The sequence below is a fragment of the Dyella acidiphila genome, assembly GCF_014863405.1.
Lineage (GTDB): Bacteria > Pseudomonadota > Gammaproteobacteria > Xanthomonadales > Rhodanobacteraceae > Dyella_B > Dyella_B acidiphila.
In genome coordinates, this window is sequence record NZ_JACZZA010000011.1 from 125,900 (window position 1) to 140,872 (window position 14,973).

The 14,973-nt window shown below is 63.9% G+C and carries 9 protein-coding genes; 5 read left to right on the forward strand and 4 right to left on the reverse strand.

Going from position 1 to position 14,973, the window contains the following annotated elements:
- The first annotated feature begins 50 nt into the window (after positions 1-50).
- The 4 genes from IGX34_RS16645 (at position 51) to IGX34_RS16660 (ending at position 5,038) form a co-directional block, all read left to right on the forward strand.
- Positions 51-887, forward strand: a complete 837-nt coding sequence (locus IGX34_RS16645) for a ParB N-terminal domain-containing protein (protein ID WP_192556853.1) — start codon at positions 51-53, stop codon at positions 885-887.
- A gap of 166 nt (positions 888-1,053) precedes the next feature.
- The gene (locus IGX34_RS16650) at positions 1,054-3,297 is read left to right on the forward strand and encodes an alpha-galactosidase (protein WP_225737538.1); all 2,244 of its coding nucleotides are present in this window, start codon (positions 1,054-1,056) and stop codon (positions 3,295-3,297) included.
- Between the two features lie 3 nt (positions 3,298-3,300).
- Positions 3,301-4,278 (forward strand): aldose 1-epimerase, encoded by a 978-nt coding sequence (locus IGX34_RS16655; protein ID WP_192556854.1) that lies wholly within the window; start codon positions 3,301-3,303, stop codon positions 4,276-4,278.
- The gene (locus tag IGX34_RS16660; protein WP_192556855.1) at positions 4,262-5,038 is read left to right on the forward strand and encodes an SDR family oxidoreductase; all 777 of its coding nucleotides are present in this window, start codon (positions 4,262-4,264) and stop codon (positions 5,036-5,038) included. Before IGX34_RS16655 ends, IGX34_RS16660 begins: the two co-directional genes overlap by 17 nt.
- 129 nt (positions 5,039-5,167) lie before the next feature.
- Here IGX34_RS16660 and IGX34_RS16665 read toward each other — a convergent pair whose 3' ends face one another.
- The 4 genes from IGX34_RS16665 to IGX34_RS16680 form a co-directional block, all read right to left on the reverse strand.
- On the reverse strand, positions 5,168-6,601 hold the full coding sequence (locus tag IGX34_RS16665) for a sugar porter family MFS transporter (RefSeq protein WP_338015496.1): 1,434 nt from the start codon (positions 6,599-6,601) through the stop codon (positions 5,168-5,170).
- Positions 6,602-6,842: 241 nt separating this feature from the next.
- Positions 6,843-8,636, reverse strand: a complete 1,794-nt coding sequence (locus IGX34_RS22385; protein WP_274380833.1) for a beta-1,3-glucanase family protein — start codon at positions 8,634-8,636, stop codon at positions 6,843-6,845.
- A gap of 364 nt (positions 8,637-9,000) precedes the next feature.
- Positions 9,001-10,296, reverse strand: a complete 1,296-nt coding sequence (locus IGX34_RS16675; protein WP_338015497.1) for an MFS transporter — start codon at positions 10,294-10,296, stop codon at positions 9,001-9,003.
- A gap of 65 nt (positions 10,297-10,361) precedes the next feature.
- Complete coding sequence (locus tag IGX34_RS16680; protein ID WP_192556857.1) at positions 10,362-11,375, reverse strand: LacI family DNA-binding transcriptional regulator; 1,014 nt, start codon at positions 11,373-11,375, stop codon at positions 10,362-10,364.
- 313 nt (positions 11,376-11,688) lie between these two features.
- On the opposite strand from IGX34_RS16680, the gene IGX34_RS16685 reads away from it, so the two are divergent.
- Positions 11,689-14,934: a TonB-dependent receptor gene (locus IGX34_RS16685; protein ID WP_192556858.1), complete on the forward strand. Its 3,246-nt coding sequence runs from the start codon at positions 11,689-11,691 to the stop codon at positions 14,932-14,934.
- Positions 14,935-14,973: the final 39 nt, after the last annotated feature.

Below are 14,973 nucleotides of genomic sequence, written 5' to 3' on the forward strand. Positions count from 1 at the left end.
GGCCACTACAATGCGGGCCCTTTGCTTGCTGCCGGGCCGTACGGATTTTGATGGATATCGTCGTCAACGAAGAACTCAAGGCTTACATCGACCCTCTTACGCCGGAGGAATACGAGTCGCTGGAGCGCAGCCTGCTGGCCGAAGGCTGCCGCGATTCCCTGGTGCTGTGGGGCAATGTGCTGGTGGACGGGCACAATCGCTATGGCCTGTGCCGGAAGCACGACCTGCCGTTCCAGACGGTGCAGAATCCGCGCTTCCAGTCGATCGAAGATGTGCATCTGTGGATGATCGAGCAGCATCTGGGCCGACGCAGCGTGTCGGATTTTCAGCGCGGCGTGCTGGCGCTGCGCAAGCGCGAAATCCTGGCGCAGCGTTCCGCTGCGCAGTCGCCGGCGCCTTCTGCGGCCCAAGCCGAGCGCGCGGACGAAGCGGCTCCTGCCGACGAAGCGGTCGCGCCGGCCGCAGCACCCGCCGAACGTCCGCCGAGCCGCGAAGCCCTGGCGCGCGAAGCCAAGCTCAGCGGCAACCAGGTGGCGCTGATCGAAAAGATCCAGAAGCAGGCCGCGCCGGAAGTGGTCGCGGCGGTGCGCTCGGGCAGCATCTCGATCAATGCTGCCGCGGCGGTGGCCAGCCTGCCGGAAGAGGAACAGCGGGAAGCCGCCCTGGCCGGCAGCAAGGAGCTCAAGGATGTGGCCAAGCGCGTGCGCGAATCCAGGCGCAAGCCGCGCGAAGCGGCTACTCAGGAAGCATCTGCGCCGCAAGCGGCAGCAGATGTGCACGACGACGCAGACGAACTGACCCGGCTGCGCCGGCAGGTGGCCGAGCTGCAAGAAGAAAATGCGGCACTGCGCAAAGAGCTGGCCGACTTGCAATCAGCGCGTGCATAGCCGGGATTAGTGCAGTGCAACCCGACGCCGACGCTGCATGGCGCATGCGTCGGCTTGCTGCGCGAATCGAATCTGCCGGAAAGCACTCGCCAACTTATATTGTCTTATAATATAACCTTTACTTGCGTCGCCGTTTCGGCCCGTCGCGATTAAAGGGGTTTCTCGCTTGATAAAACTTCCACGAGTCCGCGCCCGCCGCTGCCTGGCGATCCTTGGCGCGATGATCCTGATCGGCGGTGCCGCGGCGACCGATGCGCACGCCGCAAGCAACGATGGCGCCGTGCATATCGATGCCTCCGGTCATGTGTTCAGGCTGGATGCGGCGAAAGTGACCTACGCGTTCGGCGTGAACGACAAGGGGCAGCTGCAATCGATCTACTGGGGACCGCGACTGGCAGCCGGCGATCCGCTGCCGGCACCGATCGCCCCGCCCGGCCGCGATTCGATCGATGGCACGGTCAATGTGATCCCGCAGGAATACACCGGCTGGGGCGAAGGGCTCTACTACGAGCCGGATCTGAAGGTGACGTTTCCGGACGGCAATCGCGACCTGGTGTTGCATTACCAGTCGCATAGCGTGCACGGCAACGTGTTGTCCGTGGTGATGCAGGACATCGAGCGCCCGATTGTCGTCACCTTGCAGTACGAAATCGATCCCGGCACCGGCATCGTGCGGCGCAGCGCCGTGATCGAGAACCGCAGCGCGACACCGGTTGTCGTCGAACAGGCCAGCGCGGGTACCTGGCTGCTGCCGCGCGGCAACAACTACACGCTGCGTTATCTGGCCGGCCGCTGGGCCGGCGAGAACGATATCTACGAGCGCCCGGTGCAGCCGGGCAAGACCGTACTGGAAAGCCGCCGCGGCAGCACCGGCATGCAGAACGAGCCGTGGTTTGCGATCCGCCGCAACGATGCCGATGAAACCCATGGGCAAGTGTGGTTCGGTGCGCTGGCCTGGAGCGGCACCTGGCAGATTGCGGTCGAGCAAGATCAGGCCGAGCAGATCCGCATCACTGGCGGCTTCAATCCATTCGATTTCGGCTACCAGCTGGCGCCCGGCGCCAGCCTGCAGACACCCAGCTTCTATGCCGGCGTCACCAACGGCGGCATGGGCGAGGCCTCGCGCCTGCTGCACCGGCTGGAGCTCACCCGCATCCTGCCGCAGGCACCGCATCCGCGCGCACGGCCGGTGCTCTACAACTCCTGGGAAGCGACCGGCTTCGACGTCAATGAAGCCGGCCAGATGGCGCTCGCGGAAAAAGCGGCGCGGATCGGCGTGGAGCGTTTTGTGGTCGACGACGGCTGGTTCGGCGCGCGCAACAGCGACAAGGCCGGCCTGGGCGACTGGACCGTCAATCCGCAGAAATTCCCGCATGGGCTGAAGCCCCTGATCGATCGCGTGCATGCGCTGGGCATGGACTTCGGTATCTGGGTCGAACCGGAAATGGTCAATCCGGACAGCGATCTGTATCGCGCGCATCCGGACTGGGTGCTCAATATGACCGGCCGCCCGCGCTCGCTGGGTCGCAACCAGATGGTGCTCAATCTTGCGCGGCCGGACGTGCGCGCCTATGTGTTCGGTGCGCTGGACAAATTGCTCAGCGAAAACCAGATCGCTTTTCTCAAGTGGGATTACAACCGCAGCTGGTCCGAGCCGGGCTGGCCGGCGGTACCGGCCGACCAGCAGAAAAATGTCTACGTCGACTTTGTGCGCAACCTCTACGGCATTCTCGAAGAGCTGCGCCGCAAGCATCCGAACGTGGAGATTGAATCGTGCTCCAGCGGCGGCGGCCGCGTGGATCTGGGCATCATGCATCTCACCGACGAAGTGTGGCCGTCCGATAATACGGATGCCTTCGACCGCCTGCGCATCCAGGACGGCTTCACCCAGGCACATACGCCGGGCGTGATGATGGCCTGGGTGACCGACTCGCCCTCTTCCATGAATGGCCGCAGCATGTCGCTGGAATACCGCTTCCTGTCATCCATGCAGGGCTCGCTCGGCGTCGGCGCCAACCTGACCAAATGGAGCGAGCAGGACATGGCCACGGCGCAACGCCTGATCGCCGACTACAAGGCGATCCGCGATACCGTGCAGCATGGCGATCTGTATCGCCTGGTGTCGCCCGACCAGGGCAGCGAGCATTCGGCCACCGAAGACGTATCGCCTGACAAGGCGCATGCGGTGCTGTTCGCCTTCCTGCATTCCAGCACCGAAGGTTATCCGTACCCGACGCTGCACCTGCAAGGGCTCGACCCGGAAGCGCGTTATCGCGTGCGCGTGCTGCAGGGAACCCTGGCCGAGCGTACGCCGACCGTCGCAAGCGGCGCCTACTGGATGAACATGGGCATCGACGTAACGATGCACGGCGATTTCCAGGGAACGGCCGTCGCCTTCGACCGCGAGTAGCCGATGCAAGGTCCGCGCATCGAGGAACAAGCCTGCTGGCTGGAAAACAAGCACCTGCGCGTGCAGGTGCTGCCGGCACAAGGTGGCGGCCTGGGCAGCTTCGAATGGCTTGCACGCGACGCTGCTTTTTCCTTGCTGCGTCCTTATCGCGCCGCGCCGGCCAATGATGGCGCGGCGTTCGATCCCAATCGGCTGGCCTGTTATCCGCTGGTGCCGTGGAGCAATCGCATTTCAGGCGGCGGCTTCGACTTTGCCGGCACCTCGGTGGCGTTGTCGCCCAACTGTCCTGGCGAGCCGTATCCCATTCATGGCAGTGGCTGGCGCCGCAGCTGGGCGGTGCAGTCGCATGGCGGCGAGCAGATCCAACTGCGGCTGGACGAGCGCGCCCCCGATGGCTACAGCTACCGCGCCATGCTCACTTACGCGCTGCGCGGGAACGCGCTGGAGATCGGGTTGAGCATAAGCAATACCGGCGATGCTGCACTGCCGTTCGGGCTTGGGCTGCATCCGTTCATTGCCTTGCACGACGGCGTGAGCTTGCACGCACCGGCTGCTCGCGTGTGGCAGAACGACGGCCGCTCGCCACTGCCTTCGGCAAACGTGCCCGTGCCTGCCGACTGGGATTTTCGACAGCCGCAGGTGCTGCCGCGCGAAGTGCTCAATCATTGCTTCCTGCCCTGGTCGGGCGAGGCCAGCGTGAATTGGCCACGGCAAGGCATGCGCATGCAGATACTGGCGAATGTCGATGCCTTTCTGTTGTATACACCGGACGACGCCGACTTCTTCTGCTTCGAACCGGTCGATCATCCGATCGATGCCGTGCATCTGCCCGGTGGGCCGCTGGCGCACGGCATGACGGCGCTGGCACCCGGCGAACATCTATGCCGGCATTTCAGCTTTCGGGTAGAAGATGCCGGTGCCGCTGCCGCCCCACCATCGCCCGGCACAGCCTTCGGAGATCCACATGAATCCACGCCTTGAGCACAAGACCGCCCTGATCACCGGCGCCGCCAGCGGCATCGGCGGCGCGATCGCCGAGCTGTTCGCGCGCGAAGGCGCTGCGCTGGCGTTGCTGGATGTGGATGTCGCCGCGGCGGCTGCGCTGGCCCGGCGGCTGAGCGATGCGGGCCACCATGCGCTCGCCGTGCATGCCGACGTGTCGGATGCCGAACAAGTACAGCACGCCACCGCACAGGCGCTGGAAGCGCTCGGCCGTATCGACATCCTGATCAATGGTGCCGGCATCAATGTCTTCCGCGATCCGCTGACGCTGAGCGACGTGGACTGGCAGCGCAATCTCGGCGTCAACCTGCAAGGTGCCTGGCACTGCACCCGCGCACTGCTGCCATCGATGCTCGAAGCCGGCTACGGGCATGTCGTGAATATTGCCTCCGTGCATGGGCACAAGATCATTCCCGGCAGCTTTCCCTATCCGGTAGCCAAGCATGGCCTGATCGGACTTACGCGTGCGCTGGGGCTGGAATACGCCGCGCGCGGCATCCGCGTGAACTCGATTTCGCCGGGATTGATTTTGACGCCGGCTGCCGAACGCTATTTCCAGTCGTGCCCGGATCCGGAGGCCGAGCGGCTCAGGCAGGCGGAGCTGTTGCCGTGCAAACGTATCGGCACGCCCGAAGAAGTCGCCTACGCCGCGCTATTCCTGGCCAGTGACGAGGCGCGTTTTATCAACGCCACGGATTTGCTGATCGACGGCGGCCGCAGCCAGCTCTATCACGCGTAACATCCAACAGCACCGCAAGTAGGTTGGGTTAGCGCAGCGTAACCCAACGACGCTTCGCTATTGCGGAGATAGGTTGGGTTACCCCCGGATCAAGCCCGGAATAACCCAAACTACGCAGCACCTAAGGCATCAATCCGCACGCCGTTCAAGCTGCGCCTCCAACACTTCCAACGGCACTCCGGCTGTCTCCGGCACCCGCCGCAACACAAACAGAAACCCCGCACCGCAGATCAAGCCGTACAGCCAGAAACTGCCGGCCGGCCCAAGATGGGCGTTGAGCCAGGGAAACGTATAGGTAAGCACGAAGCACGCAACCCACAGCCAGAACACGCTCAAGGCCACCGCTTGCGCGCGGATGCGATCGGGGAAGATTTCCGACAGCAGCACCCAGGTCACCGGCGCCAGGGTGGTGGCATAGATCGCAATCGCCGCGAGCACCAGCAACAGTACCGGCAGGCCGAGCACGTGCATGGCATACGCGGCGCCGATCAACAGATACACCGCAAACAGGCCGCCGGCGCCGACCAGCATCAGCTTGCGCCGGCCCCAGCGATCGACCAGGGTCAGCGCCAGCAGCGTAAACAGCAGATTGACCGAACCGGTGGCGACGATCGAGCGCAGGCCTTGATTGATGTCGAATCCGGCCGAGGCAAAGATGTCCTGCGCGTAGTTGAAGATGACGTTGATGCCGCACCATTGCTGGAACACCGCCAGCACCACGCCAATCACCATCACCGGACGCACGCGCCGGCTGAGCAGATCGCGCCAGGCCGCACCGGCATCGACGGCGGTGTGCTGCACCGTACGCATCGCGGCCAGCGAAGCGCGCGCATACACATCGCCGCCAATCCGGGCAAGCACCCGTTGCGCTGCGTCGTGGCGCCCGCGCCGGCTAAGCCAGCGCGGCGATTCCGGTATCGCCATGGCAAGCACCAGGAACAGCGCCGCCGGCACGCCCCCGCTCAAGAACATCCAGCGCCAGCCATGCTGCACGTTCCACGTCTGCAGCAACGCCTGCGCATCGAGCCCGCTGGGTACCGGCCGCGCGATCAGCAGGTTCACCGTCTGCGCCAGCAATACACCGACCACGATGGTGAACTGGTTGATCGCCACAAAGCGCCCACGATGTGCCGCAGGACTGACTTCGGCGATGTACAGCGGCGAGATGCTGGACGCCAGGCCGATGCCGAGTCCGCCGATGATGCGGAACATGGCAAAGACGCCGGTGCTGTTGGCCCAGGCCGTCCCGAACGCACACAGCAGAAACAAGGCCGCCGAAATGATGAGGATGATGCGCCGGCCATAACGGTCGGCAAGCATGCCCGCCAGCGCTGCGCCGGCGATGCAGCCGGCCAGGGCGGCACTCATCAGCCAGCCGGACATCGCCGGATCGCGAATGCCAAAATAGGCTTCGTAGAAAAGCTTGGCGCCGCCGATGACCACCCAGTCATAGCCGAACAGCAAACCGCCGAGGGCGGCGACCAGGCAGATCAGCCATATATAGAGGCCGCTGTCGGCATGCACGGCATGGGCGTCGCCGGGCGCGCCACTCGCGATCTGCACAGGCATTCCTTTGAAGACTGTCGCTCTTGATACGCCGCATGGACAATGCGGCGGCAAGGCGTGCATGCCTGCCCCGAGTCCGGTACGACACCGATCGTTCGATTGTGCAGGCCTCGACAGGCCCGCGCAACCGATGTTGCCGCGGTGATCGACAGGTATCTGCACGGGACGCACTGAAGCAGTCATCCCGCGCCAAACACAGCCGGCAAGGCCCCGCCAAACGGGGCCTTGCCGTGAGTTCTTACCAGTCCACCGTGATGGTGGACACCGTGGGATTGGTGCCAATCAGCGAGGAACTGAAACCGCTTACGTCGTCATACGGAAAACCGTAGGTGAGCCCGTTGATGCTGTGCGCATGCCAGAACGCGGAATAGGAGTTGGTCGGTGCGCTGTTGTAGAAATCCGCCGACGTACTCCACTCGCCTGCGTTCTCGGCCACGTGCCGGTTCAACGCCGCATCCACCTGGGCCTGGATCTGCAATTGCTTGGCTGTCGCCACGCCGGCCGCGGCATTGCTGGCGTCATTGAACACGCCATTGCCCAGCAGCACCTCCTGCGTGGTCGGCACGTTGTTGATGTAGTACGTGCCCTGCCCGTCGGTAAAGACGAACTGGTTGCCCACGACATTGCCGGTGAAGGTGCCCTGCGCATCGGTAAATACCAGCGACTGGCTGCGGTATTGATTCCAGATCGACTGGATATAGCTGTCCAGATAAGTGGCCTGCGCGCCGCCGGCCGCAAAGCTGCCGTGCGAAGGCGCCACGATGCGATAAGGCGCCTGCACCTGCGCCAGTGACTGGAATGGTGCAGGCACCTGGGCCGTGAATTCCTGGAACAGCGCGGCGCGGGTTTCCGTTTCGCCCACGGTCTGGTCGTAGCCGGTGGGATCCTGCAGCTGCAGGCGAATCGGCATGCCGAACTGATCGACCCGGGTGGTGTTGCCGTAGAAATTGGTGGCGTTGATGTTCACTTCCACAAAATCGAAGGTCACGTTGATATTCGGATCGCTGGGGTTGTCGATATTCGGGCCGGTATAGCCGTAGACCGGATTGCCCACCGCCTGGATATACATCGGACTGCCCACGCTCAAGTAGATTCGCGCGGAAAGAATCTGCGGCACGGTGAAAGATTTGCACTGCGAGAACGGGATCGAATAATCGGCGTAGCTCTGGCCGTTCTTGCTCTGTGCACCGTTGTCGCCCGGCGCCATCGGAATCAGGTTGCCGCTGCAATCGACGTGCACGAAGGTGCCGGGGTTGGCCGGATCCTGGCCGACCATGGTCCAGTAGACCTGGCTGTCGGCATAGGCACCATTGGTACCGTTGACTAGGTTGAAGGTGGTGCCGGCGGCCGGAAAAACCGGACTGGACGGCGAAGGTGCCGGCGTCGGTGTGGGCGTGGGCGTGGGTGTCGGTGCGGCATAGGTCAATGTCTGCGAGGGCGTGTTCACTGCCGACCCATTGCTCTGACCGATGGTGAACCAGTAACTGACCTGCTCGCCATTGGTGAGGCCGGAAACCTGGTAGCTGTTGTCGGTGCCGCTGTTGCTCATGGTGACGTTGAGCTGGCTGCCGCCGGCGAGGGTGTAATGCAGATCGGCCCAGGTGCCGCCGTCGGCATAGAACTGCACCGCGCCGCCGGTTTCGGCGGTGGCGCCGTAACTCTCGCTGGGCGTGGGGGTCGGCGCCGGAGTGGGGGTGGGGGTGGGGGTGGGCGTAGGCGTGGGTGCTGGCGAACTGCCGCAGTTGCCCTGCGAGGTCCACGGCTGGCCGCTGCCGGCCCCGCCATTGTTGCTGGCCGGGTCGTTGCCCTGGGTCCACCAGTTGGCCACGTAGTTGATGCCGCTCTCGCTGGCCAGCTGGCCTTGCGTATAGACGGCCGACGCGCTCCAGGCAGCCGCGCAGCTGGTCTGCGCATGCACTGCCTGTACCGGCGCAGCGGTTAGCACGGCAGTGGAAAGCGCAGCGCAGATCGCGGTGCCCAGCGAACTGAAGGCCAGCGTGGGCCACGCTGTCGAGGAATTGCTTATTTGCATGGACTGTCTCCTTTGCTTTGGGTGAAATCACAAGCACACGTTGGAAGCGGCGATTTCACGCTGCGCATTGACGCAGGCATGCGGGGACAGTCGCCGTCGGGAGTTTTCTGGTTTTGGGGCGCCGTCGATCGAAAGTACAAGCGCTGTCAATTATGAAAATACAAGCGCTGTCATTTTTGCGTGACGGGAATCGCATCAGCGAGGATTGGGCGCCCCACCCTCGCGGCCGCCTCTTCAGTTCTGCAAGAAACCAGAAGCATCGTTTGCGTGGTTTTCCGCCGTCACCCCGGCGAAAGCCGGGATCCAGTGCTTTTCGCGCAACGAGTCGCTGGGTCCCGGCCTTCGCCGGGATGACGGCGGCCCCTCAACGCACTCCGCGCACCGGCAGAATCGCCCACGCACTCAGCGCAACCAGGGCCGCCGCCACCACGAACAGCGCCGCATAGTTCCCGCCGCTCATCCACAGGATGCCCGGCGCGATCGCCGGCATCAGCGATTGCGGCATGACATTGGCGATATTGAAGATGCCGAGATTCCCAGCCGCATGCGTTTCGCGCTGCGGCAGCACATCGGTCACCAAGGCCAGATCGGCCGCCAGGTACATACCCTGCGCCGCACCGGTAATCGCCATGCCGAGCAGAAACCACGCATACGTCGTAGCGAAGGCGATGATCAGCAAGGCCAGCGCATACACCAGCGCCGCGCCTGCCACAAAAACCTTGCGCCGCCCGACCGCATCGGACCAGCCACCACCTACGGCACTGAAGATCGCCACCGCACAGGATTGCACCAGGGTGGACAGGAAGATCCGGCGCGGCACGTCGGCCGGCACGCAACCCAATTGGTGCATCAGGTAGAAGCCCTGATAGGTGAGCAACACCGCAATCCCTGCATAAAGCAGAAAACGGCTGCTCCAGGCCCAGGCGAAATCGGGAAAGCGCAGCGGATTGAGCCAGTAGCTGCCGAGGAATTCGCGCCATCCGTAGCGCGGGCGCTGCGCTGCGGCCAGGCGCAGATCGGGCAGCACCCAGACCAGCAGCAACGCACTGGCCAGGGCGATCACGGCCGCCACCAGGAACATGGCAAGCGTGGAATCGACCAGCGCCTGCATCAGGAAGGTGCCGCCGATCATGCCCAGCGGCAGGCTGATGCCAACGATGCCCGACACCGTACCGCGTTGCGACGCCGGCACCTGATCAGCAAGGATCGCCGCCAGTGCAGCCAGTTCCGCGTTATAGGCCAGCTGTGTGAGGCACCAGCCCAGCAACAGCTGCGGCACCGACACCGCCGTGGCGATTACCGCCAGCCCTGCGACACCACCCAGGGCGCCGGCGAGCAGCCAAGGGCGGCGCATGCCGAAACGCGATGTCGTGCGATCCGACCAACGGCCGAAGAACGGATTGCCGAACAAGGCCACCAGCGCACCTACGCCCGCCACCAGCGACAGACTGCCGGCCGCATGCGCCGGCGCCAGTTCGCGCACGCGCATCGTCAAACCGGTAAGGATCGGCGGCAGCAGCGCCATCCACAGCCCGGTGTAGGCCATGCCGTAGACCGCGATAAAGCGCCAGCCAACCCGGCGCGCCGGCCATGCCGCATCCGCGGGCGCCGCGCCCTGCGCGAGTCCGTGCGTCGCCGCTTCGGCTATATCGTCGATCACCGCTTCCGCATCTCCCCGGCTGCACCGGCCCGGTTCATGGCGAACCCGGTGGCGTAGCGCAGATCCTACGGCTTTCCGGGCGCGGCCGTGGAGGCGCGCAGCTGCATCTCGTAAGGCACGCGCGCCTGCAGACGCAGGGCCGGATCGCGGATCGACTGCAGCACGCTCTCCACCGCCAGCCGCCCGATCTCGCGGCAAGGCTGGTGCACGGTGGTGACGCCGGGCGAAATCAGCTGCGACACCGGCGTGTCGTCGAAGCCGCATACCGACAGGTCGTCGGGAATGGCCAGCCCGCGCTCGTAGGCTTCGCGCATCACGCCGCAAGCCATGTCGTCGTTGGCGGTAAAGATCGCCGTGGGCGGGCGTCGCCGGCTGAGCAGGGTCCTGGCGCCGGCCGCGCCCGCGGCGAAAGTGAAATCTCCCTCCAGCACCAGCGATTCGTCGTAGGGGATGCCGGCCTTGCGCAGCGCATCGCGATAGCCGTTGAGCCGCCAGGTACGCGCACCGTGCCCTTTCAGGCCGGCGATATGGGCAATGCGCCGGTGCCCCAGCGAAATCAGGTGCTCGACGATATCCGCCGCCGCCTTGCGCTCGTCGAAACCGATGTCGATGCGCGGTTCGCGCAGTTTCGAGGAGATGGTGGCATAGCGCATGTCCAGCTCGTCCAGGCGCTGCAGCAGCTTGATGTTATTGGCATGCGGCGGCACCAGCACCAGCGCGTCCGGGCGGTGCGTCGCCACGAAGTTGTCGATCTGCGCGGCCAGGTCGTCGGTGGCCTCGAAAGGATGCAGCACCGCGTTATACGGCGTGCCCTTGCACGCCTGCAGCACGCCAACGATCAGTTCCATGATGTAGCTGGAGCCCACCGCCGGGTTGTCGTACAGCAAGGCCACCAGGTACGAGCGATTGCCGGCCAGCCCGCGCGCGGCCGGATTGGGTACGTAATTGAGCGCGCGAATGGACGCTTCGATCCGCACGCGCAGTTTGGCGCGCACGCTCGGATGGCCATTGAGGACACGCGACACCGTCTTGGTGGACACGCCCGCATGCGCAGCGACGTCCTCGATTCTCGCAGGCATGTACAACCCCACCCTGTATGACTTGCAACGGCTCATGCTAACCCAAGCGCAAGCCGGGCCACCACTTAAATTTCACTCTTCGGGGCCCAAAATACCAGCGCTGGTATTCTTTATTGACAGCGCTTGTACATTTGACTAGCGTGCCTCGCGGGCCAACGCCTGTGTGCTGCAGCGCAACGCAAGGGGAAATATGGGGAGCGTCCTACTGATCGTGGATGCTGCGTTGCGCTTTACTGCACTTTCGCCGCTTCGCCTTACGGGGATCGACCAAGGCACGGCAACGAGTATTCATTGGACTTGGGGAGAGTCAGGAATGAAGAAGCAATCCACGTATTCGCCTGCGCGCAGCAGCAGCCAGCCATGCCGGCTGTCCTTCGCGATCGCGATGACGTTGTTCGCCGCAGGACAGCTGCACGCGCAGACCGACCAAGCCGCACCGCCATCGAGCGACCAGGCCGCGCCCGCGAAGACCAAGCCGGCGGACAAGAAGAAAGACGCCACCGCCACGGCCGACGAGAAAGAGGCGAAGCTGCTCAATGGCCTGACCGTCAACGGCTATTCGAGCAGCTTGAACCGTGCGCAGGAAATCAAGCGCTACGCCGATACGGTGGTCGATGCGATTTCGGCACAGGATGCCGGCTCCCTGCCCGACACCTCGGTCACCGAAGCGCTGCAGCGCGTGCCGGGCGTGGCGGTAAGCGCCTTCGGCGTGGCGGCCGATCCGGACCACTTCTCCATCCAGGGCTCGGACATCAGCCTGCAGGGCCTGCCCTACACCAGCACGCTGTTCAACGGCCGCGAGGTGTTTTCCGCCGGCGGCGGCCAGGGCCTGAATTTCTTCACCGTGTCGCCGGAATTGATCGGCTCGGTGGTGGTAAGCAAGAACCAGACGGCCGACATGATCGAGGGCGGCATCGCCGGCTCGATCGACCTGAATACGCGCAAGCCGTTCGACAGCAAGAAAGATACGCAGGCTTCCATCACCGTCGGCGACTACTGGGGCAGCCTGGACAAGAAGAGCACGCCGCAGATCTCCGGCCTGTTCAGCCATAACTGGAACACCGAGATCGGCCGCTTCGGCGTGCTGCTCAACGTCGCCTACGACCGCATCGACCAGCAGGACAATGCGATTTCGCTGGTCGACTTCCAGCGCCGCTGCGATGGCTGCTCGCTTCCCAGCGGCAGAACCGACGATTACCCCGGCCTGGCGCCGGGCCAATACGCCTACGTGCCGGTCGGTGGCGACATCCGCGTGCAGGATGAAACCAGCGCCCGCTTCGGCCACGTGCTGTCTGCGCAGTGGGAAAGCCCGGACAAGGCCTGGCAGGCCACGCTGGAATGGGATCGCGCCTCGGACACGGAAACCACCTACGAGCACACCCTGCAGGCATCCACCGACGGCTGCGCATTTGCCCAGTCGCTGGCCGGCTGCGCGGTGCCGCTGGCGGGCACCACGCCCACCTACGATTCCAACGGCGTGTTCCAGTCGGGCATCATCTCCGGCGCTCCGGGTACCTCGACCTTCCTGCCGATCACTTACGGCGGTGTGCCGACCCAGCTGGACAGCACCGCTTTCAGGAACCGCTACATCACCAACGACTACAGCTTCAATCTGAAGTGGAACGTCAACGACCGCCTGCACCTGAGCGCCGATGTGCAGGACACCAATTCCACTTACAACAATTTCTATTACTACATCCGCCAGCTGACCCAGGCCAACTGGGACATCGCCCTGCACGGCAACAACGTGCCCAGCGTAAGCCTGCTGTCGCCCAATCCGAATGAAACGGCGGCCCAGTACTACGCCAACCCCAACAACAGCTACTGGGCGGCAGCGCAGGATCACTTCGCCAACTCGTGGGGCAACCAGCGTACCTTGCGCCTGGACGGCACCTTCGACGTGGACAGCGGCTTCCTCGACAACCTGCAGTTCGGCGTACGCCATTCCGATCAGCGCGAAGTGGTGCAGAACTCGGCCTACAACTACGAGGCGATCAGCTCGCCCTACGGGCAGAACGCGGTCACCGCCGCCGATACGCCCGGCGCCACCTCGCTGTACAACCTCAACCTGCAGGGTTTCAGCAACGGTAATTTCGGTGGCCTGACTGCGCCGTACTTCAATCTCAATCCGCTCACCCAGTTCCAGCAGGCGGTGGCGATCATCCAGCAGATCAACAAGCAGGCCATGGCGATGAACCCGCCCGGCAGCGTCGGCCCGTACTACACCCTTACGCAGCGCCCGCTGTATGTCGCGAACGACGTGTTCGTGCCCGGCACGTTCTACCTGCCGCAGGAAGTCGCCTCCAACGAGGAGAAGACCAATGCCGCCTACGTGCGCCTGAATTTCGGCAATGACAACACCGACTTCCTCAGCGGCCTGCAGATCACTGGCAATGTCGGCCTGCGCTACGTGCACACGCAGGATGACGCCTCCGGCTACTTGGTGCTGCCGAACCAGGCCGCCGTACTCAACGGGGTCAGCATTGCGCAGTACTGCCTCAATCAGACCAAGGGCGGCGCAACCGCGGCGCCGGGCACCTTCTGCGCGCTGACGTCGGCCCAGCAACAGCAGTACATAAACTTCGCCAACGGCGGCTACACGCCAATCAGCGCCAGCAGCTCCTACGGCAACTGGCTGCCCAGCTTCAACCTGTCGGTCGGCTGGACCAGCGACCTGATCACCCGCTTCGCCTATTCCAAATCGGTATACCGGCCGACGCTGGACCAGCTGCAGGCGGGCCAGTCGATCAGCGGACTGCTGCCCTACGGCACCAATGGCAGCACCGCGCCGACGGTGGGCAATGGCTATAGCGCCAGCAATCCGTATCTCAAGCCGATTACCGCGCACAACTTCGACATCACCCAGGAGTGGTATTTCGGCCATGCCGGTTCCATCTCCGCGATGTTGTTCTACAAGCAGTTGAACAACACCATCCAGACCATCACCAGTGTGGTCGACACCACCGTCACCAACAACGGCGTGACCTATCCGGAGCAGTACACCACCGGCCTGGCCAACCTGAACCAGAAAGGCAGCGTAAGCGGCGTGGAGCTGGCCTATCAGCAGAAATACGATTTCCTGCCCGGCTGGCTGTCCGGCTTCGGCACGCAGACGAACTACACCTATATCAGGCCGCATAACCTGAGCTACGGCTCGACCGACTTCTGCCCCAGCGGCTATGCGCCGCCCACGCAGTGCATCAACCAGCTCAAGCTGCCGCCCTACGAGCTGTCGCGCAACACCTACAATTTCACCATGTATTACGAGAAGGGCCCGCTCTCCACCCGCCTTGCCTACAACTGGCGGTCGAAGTACCTGATCACGGGCGTGGAAGCGGATTATCCGTTCCTGCCGGTAATGGCCGACTCGCAGGGCCAGCTGGACGCCTCGATCATCTACGCGATCAACGATCACGTGAAGGTATCGCTGCAGGCAGCCAATATCCTGAACTCGACCTTCAAGACCCGCGAGATCGTCAATACCGGCGGCCTGAGCGTGCCCAAGGGTTTCTTCCGCGACGACACGCGCTACAACCTCAGCGTACGCGCAGACTTCTGAGCATTTACTCCAGCCTGGCGTAGCGCATGACAACGCCGA